The 17637-nt window shown below is 70.6% G+C and carries 15 protein-coding genes; 8 read left to right on the top strand and 7 right to left on the bottom strand.

The window, feature by feature from the left end:
• The first annotated feature begins 48 nt into the window (after positions 1 to 48).
• Positions 49 to 561, top strand: coding sequence for a MarR family winged helix-turn-helix transcriptional regulator (locus BGM09_RS01510; RefSeq protein WP_223186154.1), 513 nt, complete (start codon positions 49 to 51; stop codon positions 559 to 561).
• A 24-nt stretch (positions 562 to 585) separates the two neighbouring features.
• On the opposite strand, the gene BGM09_RS01505 is transcribed toward BGM09_RS01510, so the two are convergent.
• The 4 genes from BGM09_RS01505 to BGM09_RS01490 form a co-directional block, all read right to left on the bottom strand.
• The gene (locus BGM09_RS01505; protein WP_188279499.1) at positions 586 to 2157 is read right to left on the bottom strand and encodes an oleate hydratase; all 1572 of its coding nucleotides are present in this window, start codon (positions 2155 to 2157) and stop codon (positions 586 to 588) included.
• 78 nt (positions 2158 to 2235) lie between these two features.
• The gene (locus BGM09_RS01500; RefSeq protein WP_317452482.1) at positions 2236 to 2916 is read right to left on the bottom strand and encodes a class F sortase; all 681 of its coding nucleotides are present in this window, start codon (positions 2914 to 2916) and stop codon (positions 2236 to 2238) included.
• Positions 2917 to 3077: 161 nt separating this feature from the next.
• Positions 3078 to 3518 carry a hypothetical protein gene (locus BGM09_RS01495; protein WP_188279498.1) on the bottom strand — a complete coding sequence of 147 codons (441 nt, stop codon included), beginning with the start codon at positions 3516 to 3518 and terminating at the stop codon, positions 3078 to 3080.
• Between the two features lie 272 nt (positions 3519 to 3790).
• On the bottom strand, positions 3791 to 4852 hold the full coding sequence (locus BGM09_RS01490) for a Bug family tripartite tricarboxylate transporter substrate binding protein (protein WP_188279497.1): 1062 nt from the start codon (positions 4850 to 4852) through the stop codon (positions 3791 to 3793).
• 385 nt (positions 4853 to 5237) lie between these two features.
• Between BGM09_RS01490 and BGM09_RS01485 the strand changes: the two genes are divergently transcribed.
• The 7 genes from BGM09_RS01485 to BGM09_RS01455 all read left to right on the top strand — a co-directional run bounded on the left by BGM09_RS01485 (position 5238) and on the right by BGM09_RS01455 (position 13300).
• A complete protein-coding gene (locus BGM09_RS01485) occupies positions 5238 to 6347 on the top strand; it encodes an ABC transporter substrate-binding protein (RefSeq protein WP_188279496.1) in 1110 nt (369 codons plus the stop codon).
• Positions 6348 to 6404: 57 nt separating this feature from the next.
• Positions 6405 to 7511 carry an ABC transporter substrate-binding protein gene (locus BGM09_RS01480; protein ID WP_188279495.1) on the top strand — a complete coding sequence of 369 codons (1107 nt, stop codon included), beginning with the start codon at positions 6405 to 6407 and terminating at the stop codon, positions 7509 to 7511.
• 6 nt (positions 7512 to 7517) lie between these two features.
• Positions 7518 to 9311, top strand: a complete 1794-nt coding sequence (locus BGM09_RS01475; protein WP_188279494.1) for an ABC transporter permease — start codon at positions 7518 to 7520, stop codon at positions 9309 to 9311.
• 17 nt (positions 9312 to 9328) lie between these two features.
• Positions 9329 to 10465 carry an ABC transporter ATP-binding protein gene (locus BGM09_RS01470; protein WP_188279493.1) on the top strand — a complete coding sequence of 379 codons (1137 nt, stop codon included), beginning with the start codon at positions 9329 to 9331 and terminating at the stop codon, positions 10463 to 10465.
• Between the two features lie 66 nt (positions 10466 to 10531).
• The gene (locus BGM09_RS01465) at positions 10532 to 11599 is read left to right on the top strand and encodes a cupin domain-containing protein (RefSeq protein ID WP_188279492.1); all 1068 of its coding nucleotides are present in this window, start codon (positions 10532 to 10534) and stop codon (positions 11597 to 11599) included.
• A gap of 16 nt (positions 11600 to 11615) precedes the next feature.
• Positions 11616 to 12536, top strand: coding sequence for an AAA family ATPase (locus tag BGM09_RS01460; RefSeq protein WP_317452481.1), 921 nt, complete (start codon positions 11616 to 11618; stop codon positions 12534 to 12536).
• Complete coding sequence (locus BGM09_RS01455) at positions 12533 to 13300, top strand: class II aldolase/adducin family protein (protein WP_317452480.1); 768 nt, start codon at positions 12533 to 12535, stop codon at positions 13298 to 13300. Before BGM09_RS01460 ends, BGM09_RS01455 begins: the two co-directional genes overlap by 4 nt.
• Before the next feature lie 92 nt (positions 13301 to 13392).
• Here BGM09_RS01455 and BGM09_RS01450 read toward each other — a convergent pair whose 3' ends face one another.
• Genes BGM09_RS01450 through BGM09_RS01440 form a run of 3 tightly spaced genes read right to left on the bottom strand, consistent with a single transcriptional unit; the run spans position 13393 to position 17626 of the window.
• Positions 13393 to 15852 (bottom strand): beta-glucosidase family protein, encoded by a 2460-nt coding sequence (locus BGM09_RS01450; RefSeq protein WP_411158238.1) that lies wholly within the window; start codon positions 15850 to 15852, stop codon positions 13393 to 13395.
• A complete protein-coding gene (locus BGM09_RS01445) occupies positions 15849 to 16682 on the bottom strand; it encodes a carbohydrate ABC transporter permease (protein ID WP_188279491.1) in 834 nt (277 codons plus the stop codon). Before BGM09_RS01445 ends, BGM09_RS01450 begins: the two co-directional genes overlap by 4 nt.
• Positions 16682 to 17626 carry a carbohydrate ABC transporter permease gene (locus BGM09_RS01440; RefSeq protein WP_188279490.1) on the bottom strand — a complete coding sequence of 315 codons (945 nt, stop codon included), beginning with the start codon at positions 17624 to 17626 and terminating at the stop codon, positions 16682 to 16684. The genes BGM09_RS01445 and BGM09_RS01440 overlap by 1 nt, the downstream gene beginning before the upstream one ends.
• Positions 17627 to 17637 lie beyond the last annotated feature (11 nt).

The raw sequence follows: 17637 nt of genomic DNA, 5'->3' as shown, positions 1-17637 counted from the left end.
TAGACAGTCAATGGACGTACGTCCACAGCCGCGGCTATGCTGCGGCATATGAGCCGATCCACAGCCGTGACCAGCACGGATCACTCCGACGACGGCACGATCGGTCCTGCCGACGCGGTGTACGCGCTGGTGTCCACGCTCGTCCGGCACTCGCGCCGGGACGTGAGCCTGACATCGGCCTCGACGCTCGGCACCCTGCGGCGTACGGGCCCGCGCCGGATCACCGACCTGGCCGCGATCGAGGGGGTCACCCAGCCGTCGGTGACCGCGCTCGTCACCTCGCTGGAGCGGGCGGGCCTGGTCGAGCGGCGCAGCGACCCGGCCGACCGGCGGGTGGTGCTGGTCGCCCTCACCGACGCGGGCCTGGACTATCTGGCCGAACGGCGCCGGTCGAGTGTCGAGGTCTTCGCCCGGCTCATCGACCGGCTGCCGCCCGACGAGGCGGCGGCGCTGGCCGCCGCCGTCCCCGCGCTCGAACACCTCCGCGCCCTGGACGACGCGCAGCGCGAGCCCGGTCCCGCGCCCGCCGCGGGCACGGACCCGGCGGCCGGCCCCGCCTGACCGGCGTCAGCGGCGTCAGCGGCGTCAGCGGCGGTGGAGCGTCTGCACCGCCTCGATCAGCACCTTCGGGTCGTGCCCTCCCTTGTAGACCGGCGGGGGCTGCCGCTCGAGACCGAGCAGTCCCGCGACCGCGGTCCACGCGGTGCGCACCGAGTACTCCACGGTGAAGACGACGTCGTCGGGCACTTCCGCGTACTGCCCGATGAAGGCCAGGTTGGTGGAGCCCTCGGGGACGACCTGGGGGCGGTCGCCCGCGGAGCGGACCAGGAACTGACTGGTGATGTACGGCATCATCGCCGGGATCACGATCGAGTCGTCCAGGATGCGCGGGCGCTCGGCGAACCGCAGGTGCTGAAGGACCTCGTCCAGGATCTCGCGGCCCGTGCACCGCGCCATCGGCTTGCCGACGAAGTCGCCCTCCCGGTCGGGGAAGAGCGCGTAACCCCACCAGACGTACGTGTCCTCGGGCTGCTCGCGGAAGTGCGGCTGGTGGTTGAGGACGATGGTCAGCAGCCACGCGGAGTCCTTGAACGTGATCAGGCCGCCCTTGCCCGCCTCGCTGCCGCTGAACTCCTCCATCAGCTTGAAGAAGAGCGGGTCCTTGGTGGTGACCGTGAACGACTCCCAGGTGGAGTCCTTGACGGAGGAGTCGAACACCTTCGGATCGCCGAGCCCGCGGCGCTTGGCGGCCAGCGTCTCCCACAGCGCCCAGGACCCGGCGGCGGACGTGGTGTCCAGGGCGGGGACGGTGTCGGTGCCGCCGAGGGTGGAGTTCGCGGTCATCGAGCCGTTGGTGACCATCACCAGGTCGTCGGGGCCGATCGCCGTCTCCTCGGTCGCGCCGCCGCGCTCCCAGCTGATGGCCTCCACGGTGAGGTCGTCGCCCGGCGCCAGCCGCAGATCGGTGACGCGGGTGCCCAACTGCACGACGACGCCCTGGTCGGCGAGCCACTTCATCAGCGGGCGCACGATCGAGTCGAACTGGTTGAACCTCGTGCGGTAGATCCCCGACATGCTGTCGAAGGTCTTGAACAGGTGCACGAAGCGGTTCAGATAGCGGCGGAACTCGATCGCGCTGTGCCAGGGCTCGAAGGCGAAGGTGGTGCACCACATCGCCCAGAAGTTGGTGCGGAAGAACTCCTCGTGGAAGCAGTCCGCGATGCGCTTGCCGTCCAGCAGCTTCTCCGGGGTGGCCACGCACGCCACCAGCTCCAGCCGGTCGCGCTCGGAGAAGGTCATCGAGTGCGCGTCGATCACCTTCCCCTCGGCGTCCACCAGCCGGGCGTGGTCGTTCCAGGCGAAGTCCTCGTGGAAGGCGAAGGTGTCCTCGGTGACGGACTTGGTGGGGTCGTCGAGGGAGGGGACGCAGGACAGCAGGTCGTAGGTGCAGTCGAAGTGCACCTCGAACATCCGGCCGCCGCGCATGGTGTAGCCGCTCTCGGGCGTACCCGCCGCGTCCAGGCTGCCGCCCTCGCGGTCCTGCTCCTCCAGGATCACGATGTCGGAGCCCGTGAATCCGCCCTCGCGGATCAGGAACGCCGCCGCCGCGAGCGACGCGATTCCGCTTCCCACCAGATATGCCTTGGCCACAGCCACTCCTCGATCGGTGTCGTTCGGTACGTCGGATCGTTCGGTACGTCGGGGCCGGTACGTCACGGCCGGTACGTCACGGCCTCAGAGGCGGGCGCCGGTCAGGTGGGCGTAGACGACGACATTGCCCAGGTACTGCTGGCGCTTCTTGTCGAATCCGCCGCCGCAGGTGATCAGGCGCAGCTCAGGCCGGGACGCGGGGCCGTAGACCTTGTTGTTCGGGAAGTCCTTGGCCGCGTAGACCTCGATGGCGTCGATCGTGAACAGGGCGGTACGGCCGTCCTGGCGGTCCACCTCGACGGCGGCGCCCTTCTTGAGCGCGCCGAGGTCGTAGAAGACGGCGGAGCCCTGCTGGGTGTCGACGTGACCGGCGAGGATCGCGGTGCCGACGGCCCCGGGCGCCGTACCGCCCCGGTACCAGCCCGCCAGATTCCGGTCGTCGTCCGGCGGCGCGGCGAGGTGGCCGTCCTGTTGCAGGTCGAGGCCGGTCACCGGGGCGTCGAGGTGGATGGAGGGAATCCGGACCTTGGTCGGCGCCGAGGGCGGCAGCACCGTGATCGCCGGGACGCCGGGCCGCGTCGGCGTGGGGTTCGGCGTGTCGTCCCGCGCCGCGAACGCCTGGGCGGCGCCCGGCTGCGGCGGGGGCGTCTGCGACTGGGCGCCGTTGCTGATCAGGGTGATCCCGACGGACACCGCGACCGTCGTCAGCACGGTCAGCGCGATACGGCGGAGCAGGCCGCTGCCTGCGGGGGCGTTGTGGTCCACGGGGTATGCCTGTCTGACGTCACGTACGGGGGGCGGCTCGGGCCAGGCCGCGACGGCCCGTGACCAGGACTGCGTCAGGGCTGCGTCACGGCTGCGTCCGGGCTGCGCGGCCAGGGCCTGCCAGGCCCTGGCTGTGTCGGCGGCCTCGCGTCGGACCTACGTCAGACCTGGCCGCCGGCGCGCCGGCGGCGCAGCACGAGGGTGCCCGCGCCGACGACACCGAGCAGACCGGCGCCGAGCGCGATCTCGGTGGTGTTGCCGCCCTCGCTCGTGCTGCCGATGCCGGTGTGCACGGTGCCGGACGGGACCTTGGCGTCCGGGCAGACGCGCGAGGCGTCGGAGGCCGTGACGTTGACCTGGTTCTCCAGCGCGGAGAGGTTGTCCTGCTCGGCGGTGCCGGGGTGGCCACCGGCCGCGACCTGCTTCTTGTAGTCCGCCAGCGCGGCGTCGTAGTCGGCCTGCGCCTTGTCGGCGGCGGCCACCGCCTTGGTGCACTCGGCCGTGGTCTGCGGCAGCGCGGCGGCGGCGTGAGCGGCCGGAGCGGCCAGCGCGATGCTCGCGCCGAGAACGGCGGTGCCCAGAAGCGTGTTGATCGAACGCATGAGTGATCCTCCAGCGAGTCCGGACGCGGATGCCGGTGCACCGCGACGGGGAAATCCGTCCTCGCTTTTCCGAGGCAACCCGGCGACCAGGCTCCGCGCCTGCTGACAACCCGTCACTTCTGGCGGCATCCGGCAGCGTGTCGCGCTCGACATGCGGCAATGCCACAGGTCAGCGTGGTATGGCGGCTCCGCCCGACGCTCCGTCACTCTGATCGCCGAATGGGTGAGTCCGCGCGGGCACGGCGCGAGCAGGTGGGCACCGGCCCGTTCTGTCACTCGGTGGTGAGCAACTCCTTGAACAGGGCGCGCTGGGCGAGGGCCTTGTCGACCGTCGAGGCGAGGAAGGCGTCGGTCTCCGGCTCCAGATAGAGGCCCTCCTTCTTGACGGCGGCCTGGAAGCCGGGGTCCCGCATGGTCTTGCGGAAGGCGTCGCGCAGGGCAGCGAGGCGGTCCTGCGGCACTCCGGCGGGGGCGAAGAAGGCGTGGCCAAGGTCCATCACGTCGCTCAGCGCGTGCAGGGCGTCCAGCCGTCGGCCGGTGATGCCGCGCTTCTTCGCCTCCTGGATGACGGTCGGGACGTGCGGGAGTTCCGCGAAGGGCGCCTCCGACATGAGCAGCACGCTGTGGGCCCTGTGTCCGATCTCCACGGCGTCGGAGGCCGACAGGGACGCGGTGGCGCCCTTGCCCTTGAGGAAGGCTTCCTTCTCCTCGCTGCTGCCGGTGAACGTGGACGTCATCGTGAACGGGACCTTGAAGGCGTTGTAGACGATCACGGTCGCGTTGTAGTCGGCGCTGCCCTTGCCCGTCGCGAGCGCGGCGACCTTGCGGTCGCTGTCGGCGAGTGTGTCGAAGGTCGGATAGGGGCCGTCGGCGTGGGTGAGGATCAGGTGCGGGTCGCCGTCGGGCCGCCCGATCCAGTTGACCTCTCTCCAGTCCATGTTCAGGCCGAGGGTGTCGTTGATCTGGTTGAAGACGTCGCCGCCCGCGTTGGTGTCGCCGATGGTCAGCCCGTCGGGCTCCGCGTCGTAGATGGAGCTGGTGCCCAGCAGTCCCCCGCTGCCGAGCTTGTTGTCGATGTGCACGGTGGAGACCCCGAGGTACCTCTGCAGGTACGGGATCATGGCGCGCGCCCACAGGTCGTATCCGCCGCCGGGGCCGTAGGGGACGACGACCTGGAGGATCTTGCCCGCGTAGTAGTCGCGTCCGCTGTCGCCGGTCCCGGCCGAGCCGACGTCCTCCTTCCCGCAGGCGCCCAGGGCGGCCACCAAGAGGGCGACCGCCGACGCGCTCGCGACAGCGCGCTGGGGGCGAATCCGGCATCGGGACAGCGTCATTGGAGTCCTCACGGTCTGCGGGTGGCGCCCGGACAGGGCGCGAGAGCGGCGGGCGAAGGCCCGTCGGCGTTTCCGGCGCCGCCGCAGGACCGAAAAGGTTGGTCCATTCCTCCAATGCCACAACCGTGTTCACAGGAACTTCCCAGACCTCCACACGATCGCTCCGCGTTTTCCCGGCGCATCGCGCCATAGGGATACGAACCGGCCACGGGTAACGATGCGGTAACACTACTGTTCCATGGTTAGACCATAAGACCGATGGTCGTGTTTCATGCAGTCACCTTCATCGCGGCTATCCGGAAGGTGACACCCATGCGGGACAGCCACCGCTCCACTTCCGTCAGCCCTTGAGGATCCTGTCCGGTTCTCGCTTCAGGAGTGTGCGATGCGTCATGGTGCCCTCACCGCCGGTGTCCTGGCCGCCGGTCTCGTTCTCGTCGGCTGCGGTTCCTCGCCCGCCACGGGCGGCGGCTCCGCCAGGCCCACGTCCGACCCCTACTCCGCCTACGCCTCGCTCACCGGCAAGGAGCGCACCGACAAGCTGCTCGCCGATGCCAAGAGCCAGGGCAATGTGCTCGACCTCTACACCTCGAACACCGACATCCAGGACCTGGTCGACGGCTTCAAGACGGCCTACCCGGGCATCAAGGTCAACGCCTTCCGGGCCAACTCCGAGACCGTGCTGCAACGCATCCTCCAGGAGGACAAGGCGAACAAGACGCAGACCGACGTCGTCGACACCAACGACTCGGAACTGCGCTCGATGGACAAGCAGCAGGTGCTGACGCCGTACGACGGCCCGTCCAAAGCAGGTCTGCGCGCCTCCGCCACGACCTTCGGCGGCTGGACGGCCGAGCGGTTCAACGCCTTCGTCGTCGGCTGGAACACCGACGTGATCCCCGGCGGCAAACCCCCCGTGGACTTCACCGACCTCGCCGACCCCAAGTGGAAGGGCAAGCTCTCGGTCGAGGTCGGCGACTGGGACTGGGACTGGTACGCGTCGATGCACACGTATCTGACCGACGACAAGGGCATGAGCCCGGCCGACGTGGACGCGCTCTTCAAGAAGATCATCGCCAACAGCAAGGTCACCAAGGGCCATACGGTGCAGGGCGAACTGCTCAGTGCGGGACAGTTCGGCGTGGCCCTGTCGGTCTACAGCCACACGATCGACAAGGCGGCCAAGAAGGGCGCGCCCGTCGCGTGGCGGCCGACCGTGCAGCCGGTGATCCTGCGCCCCAACGGCGTCGGCATGCTCTCGCGCGCCCGGCACCCCGCCGCCGCGATGCTCTGGACCGACTGGGTGCTCAGCGACGGCCAGCGGCTCATCGCCAAATCCCTGCGGATTCCGGCGGCCGAGACCGTCGAGGGCTTCACCGACCCGATCCCGGCCGGCTCGACCACGTACAACGTCCCCGAGTCGGCCGAGAAAGACACAGCGAAGTGGAACGCGGCCTACGACGCCCTGCTGCGCGGCGTCGCGAAGACCGGCTGACCCCGGCTCGCTCCTCCTCCAGCCCTCCGCCCGACCACTTTCCAGGAGCACACCCTGATGACAACCACCCGTAACGCGACACTGGCCGTGTCCGGCCTGGTGGCCGCAGCTCTCGTCTCCGGTTGCGGCGGCGGCACGCCGGGCTCGTCCTCCGCGGGAGCGGATTCCGCCTACACGCTGATCAGCGCGCTGCCCAAGGCCCAACAGCGCGCCAAAGCGGAGGAACTGACGAAGAAGGAAGGCGGCGCGCTGTCGCTCTACACCTCCATGACCGCCGATGTGGCGACCCCGGTGGCGAAGGCGTTCGAGAAGAAGTACGGCATCAAGGTCAGCGTCTTCCGGGCCAACTCCGAGACGGTGCTCCAGCGGGTCTCGCAGGAGGTGGGGGCGGGCAAGGCCGGCGGCGACAGCGTCGAGACGGACTTCGTGGAGATGGCGGCCATGGAGAAGAACGGCTTCCTCACGGCGTACAGCGGCTCGGGCCTCGACAAGGTCGACCCGACGGGGAAGTTCGACAACTGGACGGCCAGCCGGTTCAACGTCTTCCAGCCCGCCTGGAACACCAATCTCATCAAGCCCGCCGACGAGCCGCACAGTTGGGAGGACCTCGCCTCGCCCGCGTACAAGGGCAAGCTCACCCTGGAGATCAGCGACAGCGACTGGTACGAGAACCTGACCAAGTACTGGCTGGACCACGGAAAGACGCAAGTCCAGGTGGACGCGTTGTGGAAGGCCATCGTCGGCAACTCCAAGACGGCCAAGGGCCATACGACGATGATGCAGTTCCTCAGCGCGGGCCAGAGCCCGATCGAGGCGATGAACTACACGTACATCACCGACCGGGCCGCCCAGAAGGGCGCCCCCGTCACCCACCTGCCCGCCGACGGCACCTCCACCATCCCGGCCTTCGCCCGGCCCAACGGCGTCGGCATGCTCAAGGGCGCCAAGCACCCGGCCGCCGCCTGGCTCTTCTACGACTGGCTGCTGACGGACGGTCAGCAGACCCTGGTCGACCTCGGCCTGACCCCGTCGACCAAGGTGGCGGGCGACAAGAGCCTCAAGGGCACCATGCTCGTCCCCTTCGACGTCGCGGGCCTGACCAAGGAAGGCGCCGACTGGGACAAGAAGTACGACCAGTTGCTGCGCTCCACGGCGGGGAAGTGACCGGCGATGGCCCTCGCACCCGCTCCCCCCGCGCCGCGCGGCGGCGACCCCATGCCGGAGGAGACCCCGGCCCCCGAGCGCGGTGAGACCGCGGCGCGCGCGGTACGGCTGCTGCGCCGGCTGCTGACCTTCCAGGGGCTGCTCGTCGGCGGCTCCGTCGTGATCGTCGGCTACCTCGCGCTCGTCCCGCTCGGCTACCTCTTCCACGACACGTTCCTCAGCGGCGGCGGTTTCTCCTTCGACGCGTTCTCGCGCGCCTACGGAGGTGACTCGCAGGCGGGCACGATGATGCTCAACTCGCTCTGGTTCGCCTTCGGTTCCGCCGCCCTCGCACTCGTCCTCGGCACCGGTCTCGCCTACGTCCAGGTCCGCACCGACACCCCGTTCAAGGGCCTGTTCTTCGCCGCTTCGCTGGTGCCGCTGATCATCCCCGGCATCCTGTACGCCACGTCGTGGATCTTCCTCGGCGACCCGAACATCGGGCTGCTCAACACCCTGGTGTTCAAGCCGCTGTTCGGCGCGACGCCGATCAACATCTTCAGCGTGTGGGGCATGATCTGGGTCCAGGGCCTGCACCTCGCCCCGGTGGCGTTCCTCCTGATGGTGGCCGCCTTCCGGGCGATGGACCCTTCGCTGGAGGAGTCGGCCGCCATGTCGGGCGCGGGCCGCGGCAGGATCCTGTGGCGGATCACGCTCCCCCTGGTCCGCCCCGCGATGATCTCCGCGGCGCTGCTGATGTTCGTGCAGTCCCTGGAGAGCTTCGAGGTGCCCGGCCTGCTGGGCCTCCAGAACGGCACCTACGTCTTCACCAGCCGGATCTACTTCGTGCTGCGCGCCTACCCCATCGACTACGGGTCGGCGGGCGCGTACGCCATCGGCCTGCTGGCCATCGCGGCGGCCGGTGTGCTGCTCTCCGCCTGGCTGCAACGCTCCTCGCGCAACTTCCAGACGGTGACGGGAAAGGCGTTCAGGCCGCGCCCGGTCGAACTGGGCCGGGCCAGGCCGCTGGCGGGCGCCGCGGTGATCGGCTACTTCCTGCTCACGGTGGTGCTGCCGATCGCCGTCCTCACCTACGCGTCGCTGCTGAAGTACTACGCGGTGCCGTCGCGCAAGGCGATCAGGACCATGTCGCTCGACAACTACCGCGAGGTGCTGCACACCCCGCTGGCGTTCACCGCGCTGAAGAACTCGCTGCTGCTCGGCGTGGGCGCGGCGACGGTGGTCATGCTGCTCACCGCGATCGTCTCCTGGGTCGTGCTGCGCACCAAGGCGCCGGGGCGGCGGGTGCTCGACCTGCTGGCCTTCACCCCGATCGTGATCCCCGGCCTGGTCCTGGGCCTCGCGCTGTCCTTCGTGTACCTGCGCAGCTCGCTGCCGATCTACGGGACGCTGCTGATCCTGCTGATCTCCTACTGCACGCGCTATCTGCCGTACGGCATGCGGTACTCCTCCGCCGCGATGTCGCAGATCTCGCCGGAGCTGGAGGAGTCGGCGGCGGTGTCCGGCGCCTCGTGGTTCCAGACCTTCCGGCGGGTGCTGCTGCCGCTGATGAGCGGCGGCTTCCTGGCCGGGTGGGTCTACATCCTCGTGGTGTCCTTCCGCGAGCTGTCCAGCACGATCCTGCTCTACAGCCCCGGCAAGGAGGTGCTGTCGGTGCTCATCTGGGAGCAGTTCGAGAACGGGCAGTTCACGACGCTGGCGGCGCTCGGTGTCTGCATGGTCGTGCTCCTCGTCGTGCTCGTCTCCGTCGCCTACCGCCTGGGAGCCCGCTTCGGGCTCCAGGGCGATTCCACGAACTAGTCGAAAGGGTGTCAGGGATGCTGACCGTCGAGTCCCTCGCCAAGAGCTACGAAGAGTCCTCGGGCCGCGGTTCCCGCCGCTCCGCCGAGAAGAGCACCCGTCACTTCGCCGTCGACGGGGTCGACTTCGAGGTCCACGACGGGGAACTGTTCACCCTGCTCGGCCCCTCCGGATGCGGGAAGACCACGACGCTGCGCTCGGTCGCGGGCCTGGAGCGCCCCACCAAGGGCCGGGTGACCCTCGGCGGCCGGGTGCTGTTCGACGCGGGCAAGGGCATCAATCTCAAGGCCAACAGCCGTGGTTTCGGGATGGTGTTCCAGTCCTACGCCATCTGGCCGCACCTGTCGGTCTTCAAGAACGTCTCCTTCCCGCTGGAGGTCATGCCGCGCGCCACCCGCCCCGGCCGCAAGGAGATCGAGGAGCGCGTCGAGCGGGTGCTGGACGTGATCGAGCTGGGCTCGTACGCGCGCAGGCCCGCCACCAAGCTCTCCGGCGGGCAGCAGCAGCGCCTGGCGCTGGCCCGCGCGCTGGTGACGCAGCCGGAACTGATGCTGCTCGACGAGCCGCTGTCCAATCTGGACGCCAAGCTGCGCGAGAACATGCGCTTCGAACTGAAGCGGTTGCAGAGGGAGTTGAACCTCACCGCGATCTACGTGACGCACGACCAGTCCGAGGCGCTGGTGATGTCCAGCCGGATCGCGGTGATGGACAAGGGCCGGATCGAGCAGATCGGCAAACCGCGGGAGATCTACACCAAACCCGCCACGCGCTTCGTCGCCGAGTTCATCGGCACGTCCAACTTCATCGACGCGACCGTGGTGTCGGTGGACGGCGACGAGGTCGTGGTCGAAGGACCGCAGGGGCGGCTGGTGGCCCGCCGTGTCGAGCGGGTGCCGGCGGTCGGCGACGCCGTACTGGTCTCGGTCCGGCCGGAGTCCGTCGACATCTCCACCACCCGGCACGGCGACGTGCCGACCGAGTGGACCGGGACCGTGACCACCCGCGCGTTCATGGGCGACGTCGTGGACCACATCGTGGCCGTCGGCAAGCAGGAGATCCGCTGCCGCTCCAACCCGACGGTGTCCATCCAGCCCGGCACCGAGGTCCATCTCAGCGTGGACCCCGCCAAGGTCACCCTCGTCCCCGCCGACTAGCACCGGGCGGGCCCACGCGATCGAGCGGCCGTACGGCCACCCGTCACCCCACCACCCGGAGGCAGCATGAGTACCCGTACCACGACCGAAGTCACCCACTACCACGTGCAAAAACGCCGTCGGGCCGAGTTCCTGGAGGGATGGCGGGACAACCACCGCACCGTCGTCGCGCTGGAGGACGTCACCATGCACCCCACGGCGCGGCGCAGCCGGATCGGGGTGTACGCGGGAGCGGACGGCGACCGGCCGACGCGGACGATGGACGCGCTGGCGCACGAGTACGACCCGGGCACGGCCACCACCGTGCACCGGCACTCCTGGGACGCCATGGTCTTCGTGGTCGCCGGGCGCGGCTGGACCGAGATCGACGGGCAGCGGATCGAGTGGGGTCCCGGCGACTCGCTGCATCTGCCCGCCTGGTCCTGGCACCGCGGCGGCAACGACGGTGACACCACGGCGCGTTGTCTGACCTTCTCCAGCCAGCCGATGCTGGAGACGATGGGCATGGCGGTCATCGAGGACGCGGGCGACACCCCGTTCGCCGAACTGCCGCCGCGCCCGCCGTTCTCGCCCGGCCCGGACGGCGCCGACCCGTACGCGGCGCGGCTGCGGCGGCTCGCGCGCGACCAGGAGGCCCGCCGGTCCGGCCGCCTGCACACCAGTTGGGACGAGCTGGAACTGCGCAACACCCCGCGCGGCACCCGTACCACCTTCCTGCTCGACCGGGCCATCGGCTACCAGGCGTCGGGCATCACGATGGCGATGTTCGAGATCGGTCCTGGGCGCGGCCAGTCGATGCACCGGCATCCCGGCGAGGCGTGGCTGTACGTGGTCGAGGGCTCCGGCGAGAGCTATCTGGGCACCGAGCCCGAGGGCGGCGAGCGCCACCCGTGGAAGAAGGGCGACCTCATCGTCGTCGACCACTTCCTGTGGCATCAGCACTTCAACACCGACCCGGAGCGCACGGCGAAGGTCGTCCGTATCCACATGTTCGACAGCCTGCTGGAGACCATGCGGGTGCTGTGCGATCCGCTGGTGCTCTTCGAGGAGCCGCCCGAGCACATCAGGGACGCGCAGGCCGGCGACCCGGCCACCGTCGCGTGGCCGGAGCTCGACCGTCCGACGTGGCCGTGAGCGGGGGCCGTCCGCAGTGACCGCGCCGCTGACGACCGCGCTGCCGCAGGGCGTGGCCGGCGTCCACGCCCTGCCCGCCGGCCACCACGACGGGCCGTGGGACGCCGTGATCGTGGACCCCGGTGTCAAGGAGCGGCTGCTCGCGACCGCCGTCCTCGTGCTCAGGCACGGGCGGCGGCTCGCGGGCTCCGCCGTGGCCCCGCACGGCCTGATCGTGCTGGCCGGGCCGCCTGGCACCGGCAAGACGACCCTCGCGCAGGGTCTGGCCCAGGCCGCCGCGCGCGCTCTCGCGCCGCACGGCGCGACAACGCTGGTGGAGGTCGATCCGCACGCCTTCCCCAGCGAGATGCTCGGGGAGAGCCAGCGGGCGGTGTCCCGGCTCTTCCGCGAGACGCTGCCGGAGCTGGCGGCCCGCCGCCCGCACACCGTGGTGCTGGTCGACGAGGTCGAGGCGCTGGCGGTACGGCGGCAGGCCGCGTCCTTCGACACCAACCCGGTGGATGTGCACCGGGCGACCGACGCGGTGCTCAGCGGTCTTGACGTCCTGCGCGCGCGACGCCCCGGCACGCTGCTGGTGGTCACGACGAATTTCGCCGAGGCCGTGGACGACGCCTTCCTGTCCCGCGCCGACCTCATCGTCCGCACCGAACTGCCCGACGCGTCGGTGGTTCCGCTCATCGTCGCCGACTCGCTGCGCGAACTGGCGGCGCAGTGGCCCGAGTTGGGAGGGCTCGCGGCGGACACGGCCGTGCACGAGCGGATGGGCGGCCTGCTCGCCGGGTTCGACGGCCGCCGCATCCGCAAGACCGTGCACGGCGCGCTGTCCCTGCGGCTGGCGACGGCGCGCGAGCCGTCGCTGCTGTCCGCGGACGACCTGCTCGCGGCGGCGCGGGAGGCCCGGCGCGAGGGAGCGTCGCCGTACGGGGAGGGCGGGTGACGGACGACGACGGCCGGGCGCTGCGGGAGCGGGTCGCCATGGCCTGCCGGGTGCTCGCCGTGACCGGGCTGGTCGAGCACATCCTCGGCCACGTCAGCGCCAGGGTCGGCACCGAGGCCCTGCTGGTGCGCGGGCGCGGTCCCAACGAGCGCGGGCTGGCCTTCACCGTCGCGGACGACGTCCAGCGGGTCGGTCTCGACGGCGCGGGGGACGTACCGCCGGGGTGGAAGGCGCCCATCGAACTGCCCATCCACACGGAGGTGTTGCGTGCCAGGCCCGAGGTGACCGCCGTCGTGCACGCCCATCCCCCGGCGGTGGTCGCCGCCTCCGTCGCCGGGCTGCCGTGGCTGCCGCTGGTGGGTGCGTACGACATACCGGCCGCGCGTCTCGCGCAGGGCGGCATCCCCGTGTGGCCGCGCTCGGCGCTGGTGCGCCGCCGTGACCTGGCCGAGCGGATGGTCGCCGCGCTGGGCGACCGCCCGGTCGTCGTCCTGCGCGGCCACGGACTGGTCGCCGTCGCCACCGGTGACCCCGCCGACGCCGTCGCCGCCGCGGTCACCGCCGCGCTGGCCGTCGACTCCCTCGCCCGGATGACGCTCGCCGTCGCCGCCACCGGGGCTCCACCGCGCCCGATACCCGCCGAGGAGCTGGCCGAACTCCCCGATCTGGGAGCGGCGTTCAACGTCTCGGCGATGTGGCGGCATCTGGAGGCGCGGGCGCTACGGGAGGGACCCGCCGCTCCCCCCTCGGCGCCGTTTCCGTAACGCCGACAGCCGCGCCCGCGCATCGGCGCAGGCGCGGCTGTCGGTGCGTCAGGTCATCCCGGCGGAAGCGGCGTTCAGGACGCTCGGGGCGCTCAGGAGACGGAGTCCCGCTCGCGATCCGTCGTGAAGTCGGCGTGCAACCGGCGGGTGTGGTCCACCGTACGGGCCGGGCCGCTCAGGGCGCAGACGACGGTGAGCCGCAGATCGGTGGAGGAGGCGCCGAGCCGCAGCTCCAACTCCCCCGGTTCCACGACGCGTCGGCCGTCGCGGCCGGTGAACGCGGCCAGGTCGGCGGGCACGGTGACCTCGACGCGGGCCGACTCGCCGGGCGCGAGGGCGACCCGGTGGTAGCCGACCAGCCGTTGCACGGGCTGCACGACCGAGGCGACGGGGTCGTGGAGGTAGAGCTGGACCACCTCGGTCCCGTCCCGACGACCGGTGTTGCGTACGGTGAAGGCGAGGGCGATCTCCCCGTCCGTCCCGGTGCGCAGGCGTGGCACGTCCAGGTCCGTCCACTGGAATCGGGTGTACGTCAGCCCGTGGCCGAAGGCGAAGGCCGCGGTGGGGTCGATGCTGGAGACCTCGCTGGCCTGGCCGAGCCGCGCCGCCAGATACGTGGACGGCTGGACGCCGGGGCGGCGCGGGACGCTGACGGGCAGCCGGCCGCAGGGCTCGACCCGGCCGCTGAGGATTCCGGCGACGGCGACGGTGCCCTCCTCGCCGGGAAAGAACGACTGCACGACGGCGGCGGCCTCGGTGGCGGCGCGGCCGAGCGCGTAGGGCCGCCCCGCCAGCAAGGTGACGATCAGCGGGGTGCCGGTGCCGGCGAGCGTGTCCAGCAGGGTGTCGAGGAGCTGCTGCTGCACGCCGGGCAGCGTCAGCGACTCCGCGTCGCAGCCCTCGCCGCTGGTGCCGCGTCCGAACAGGCCCGCCCGGTCGCCGAGGGCGAGGACGACGGCGTCCGCGCCGCGCGCCACCCGTACCGCCTCGGCGAAGCCGTCGCTGTCGGCGCCGTCGACGCTCGCGCCGAGTGCGGAGACGATCCGCGCGTCGGGGAATTCGGCGACCAACGCCTCGCGCAGGGTGGGCAGTTCGATGCCGAGCGGGGTGTCGGGGTGCTGTCCTCCGACGTGTACGGGGAAGGCGTAGCAGCCCAGGACGGCGGTCGGGGTGTGGGCGTTGGGGCCGATGACGGCGATGGTCGCGGGGCGGTTCAGCGGCAGGGTGTCGCCGTCGTTGCGCAGCAGGACGACGCTCTGCTCGGCGACCTGCCGGGCGATGGCACGGTTGGCGGGCGGATCGAGGTCGACCCGCCCGCGCAGCGCCTCGGTGTCGGTCTCGCTGTCGGTGTCGGTGTCGGTGTCGGTGAGGTCGGCCGTACGTTCGGCGGAGACCGCGCCAAGGCCCTTGAGGGCGGCGGGAGTCGGGTCCCAGTCGGCGTCGAGGAGTCCGAGCTGTGCCTTCTGGATCAGCACCCGGCGCACCGCGCGGTCGACGAGGGCTTCGGACACCTTCCCGTCGGCGACGGCCCTGAGCAGGGGTTCGCCGTACGCCTTCACCGTGGGCAGTTCGACGTCCACGCCGGCCGCGAGGGCGGCGCCCGCCGCTTCGCCGAGGGTGCCCGCCACCCCGTGCAGGTTCTTGAGGAAGGCGATGCCGAAGTAGTCGGCCACCACGGTGCCGGTGAACCCCCAGGTCTCCCGCAGGAGTCCGGTGAGCAGTTGTTCGTCGGCGGCGGAGGGGACGCCGTCGGTGTCGGTGTAGGCGTGCATGACGGAGCGCACCCCGCTCTCCCGGATCGCCATCTCGAACGGCGGCAGGATCACGTCGGCCCGCTCCCGTACGCCCATGCCGACCGGAGCGAGGTTGCGGCCCGCGGTGGAGGCGGAGTAGCCCGCGAAGTGCTTGAGGGTGGCGACGACTCCGGCGGACTCCAGGCCCTGGACGTAGGCGGTGCCGAGGGTGCCGACGAGGTACGGGTCCTCGCCGATGGTCTCCTCGACGCGGCCCCAGCGGGCGTCGCGCACCACGTCGAGGACCGGGGCCAGGCCCTGGTGCACGCCGACCGAACGCATGTCCTCGCCGATGGCGCGGGCCATGCGCCGGATCAGCGCGCGGTCGAAGGTGGCGCCCCAGGCCAGCGGTACGGGGTAGGCGGTGGCGCCCCAGGCGGCGAAACCGGCCAGGCACTCCTCGTGGGCGAGCGCGGGGATGCCGAAGCGGTTGGCCCCTGCGATGGCCCGCTGGGTGCGCAGCAGCGACAGCGCGCCGAGCGCGGGGTCGACCGGCGCGGTCCCGAACGACCGGGTGAGCTGCCCGAGTCCCTGCGGCAGCAGCGCCTCCAGGTCGACCGGCGCTTCCATCTCGTGCTGGTACGGGGCGACTTCGCCTCCGTCGTCGGACGCTCCGACCCAGACGCCGACGAGTTGCGCGGCCTTCTCCCGCAAGGTCATCGCGGAGATCAGCGCATCGGCCCGCAGTTCCGGGGCCAGGTCGGGGTCACGCCAGGGTTCGGTGACGGGTTCTGTCTCTTCGACCACGGTGTCGGTCACTTTCCTCCGACGCCCATGAGGCCCTGGACCAGGGCGCGCCGGGCGAACAGGTAGACGATGAAGATGGGCAGCATCGACAGCACCACCGCGGCCAGCAGGCCGGGGACGTCGATGCCGTGCTCTGTCTGGAAGTTGTAGAGGCCGAGGGTGATGACCTTGGACGAGTCGGACTGCGTCAGGACCAGCGGGAACAGGAAGCCGTTCCAGGACTGGAGCGCGGAGAAGACCACGATGGTGGACAGGCCGCCCTTGGACAGCGGCAGCACGAGCTGGAAGAAGACCCGCCAGGGCGCGGCGCCGTCCATCGCCATGGCCTCGTAGAGGTCGGGGGTGATGTCGCGCATGACGCCGGACAGGATCAGCGCGCACACCGGCATGGAGAACGCGGCGGTCGGCAGGATGACGCCGATGAGGTTGTCGTAGAGACCGGCCTTGGTGATGACGTAGAACATCGGCACGATCACGGCCTGCGCGGGGATGGCCAGGCCCAGCAGGAACACCCGGAAGACCCCGGTGGTGAGCCGCCCTCTGCCGCGGACGATCGCGTACGCCAGCGGCGGCACGAGCAGCAGCACGATGGCGACGACGGCGAGGGTGACCAGCAGGGTGTTGAGGAAGTACTGGCCGAAACCGTTGTGGAAGTCCTGGGTGTAGTTCTTCAGCGTGAAGTGCCGGGGGAAGCCCAGCGGGCCGCTCTTGAAGTAGTCGCTGCGGCTTTGGAGGGTCGCGGCGAGCATCACGTACAGCGGCAGGCCCACGAGGAAGAGCCAGACCAGGGAGCCGAGCCCGGCCAGGTAGTTGGGGCGGTGGCGGTTGGTTCGGCGTGTCATCACAGGCCCTCCGCCGAGCTGCGCATCTTGTCGTATCCGGAGACCTTGACGACGATCAGCGAGACGATCGTGGCGATCACGACCAGGACCAGGGCGATGGCGGAGCCGCCGCCGAAGTCGAAGCTCTTGAACGCTTTTTGGTACATGTAGTAGGCGCTGATGGTGGTGTCGGTGCCGGGGCCGCCCTGGGTGAGGATCAGCACGGTGTCGAAGGTGGTGAGGCCGCCGACCACCATCAGGACCATCGAGGTGATCATGGTGTTGCGCAGTTGCGGCAGGGTGATGTGCCAGAACTGCCGGATGGTTCCCGCGCCGTCGATGGCCGCCGCCTGGTAGAGCACGGGCGGGACGGCGCGCGCGGCGCCCTGGTAGATCAGGGTGTGGAACGGGGTGTACTGCCAGGCGCCGACGAAGACCAGCACCCCGATGGCGCCGGACTGCATGCCGAGCAGATTGCCGTCCCCGAAGAGCCATTTGGCCTGCGCGGGCACACCGAAGTTGGGGTCGAGCATCGCCCGCCACAGGACCGAGATCGCGGTGGCCGACAGCAGCAGCGGGATGAAGTAGACCGCCGAGAGGATCGCGCGGTTGCGCTGGTGGCCCGCGGCCCAGACGCCGAGCAGCAGGCTCAGCGGTGTCTGGATCACGACGCCGAGCACCGTGATCAGCGCACTGAGCCACAGGCTCTGGATCATGGTGTGGTCGTGGATCAGCGCTTTCCAGTTGGCCACGCCCGCCCACCGGGGTGAGCCGAGGCCGTCCCAGCTCGTGAAGGACAGCACGGCGACCAGCAGCAGCGGGACGACGGCGAAGCAGACGAAGAACAAGGTGGCGGGAACCGCCCAGGCCAGACCTGGGCGGGTCACCGCGGAGCCGGAGCGGCGGCCAGGACCGGCCCGGTGGGCCGTGCCGCTCCGTGCCGCAGGGGGCGATGTGGTGATCATGTGGAGGGTTC

Origin of the sequence: Streptomyces sp. CBMA29, from assembly GCF_014596445.1 — a bacterium.
Lineage (GTDB): Bacteria > Actinomycetota > Actinomycetes > Streptomycetales > Streptomycetaceae > Actinacidiphila.
This window is presented reverse-complemented; position numbering and strand designations above follow the sequence as displayed.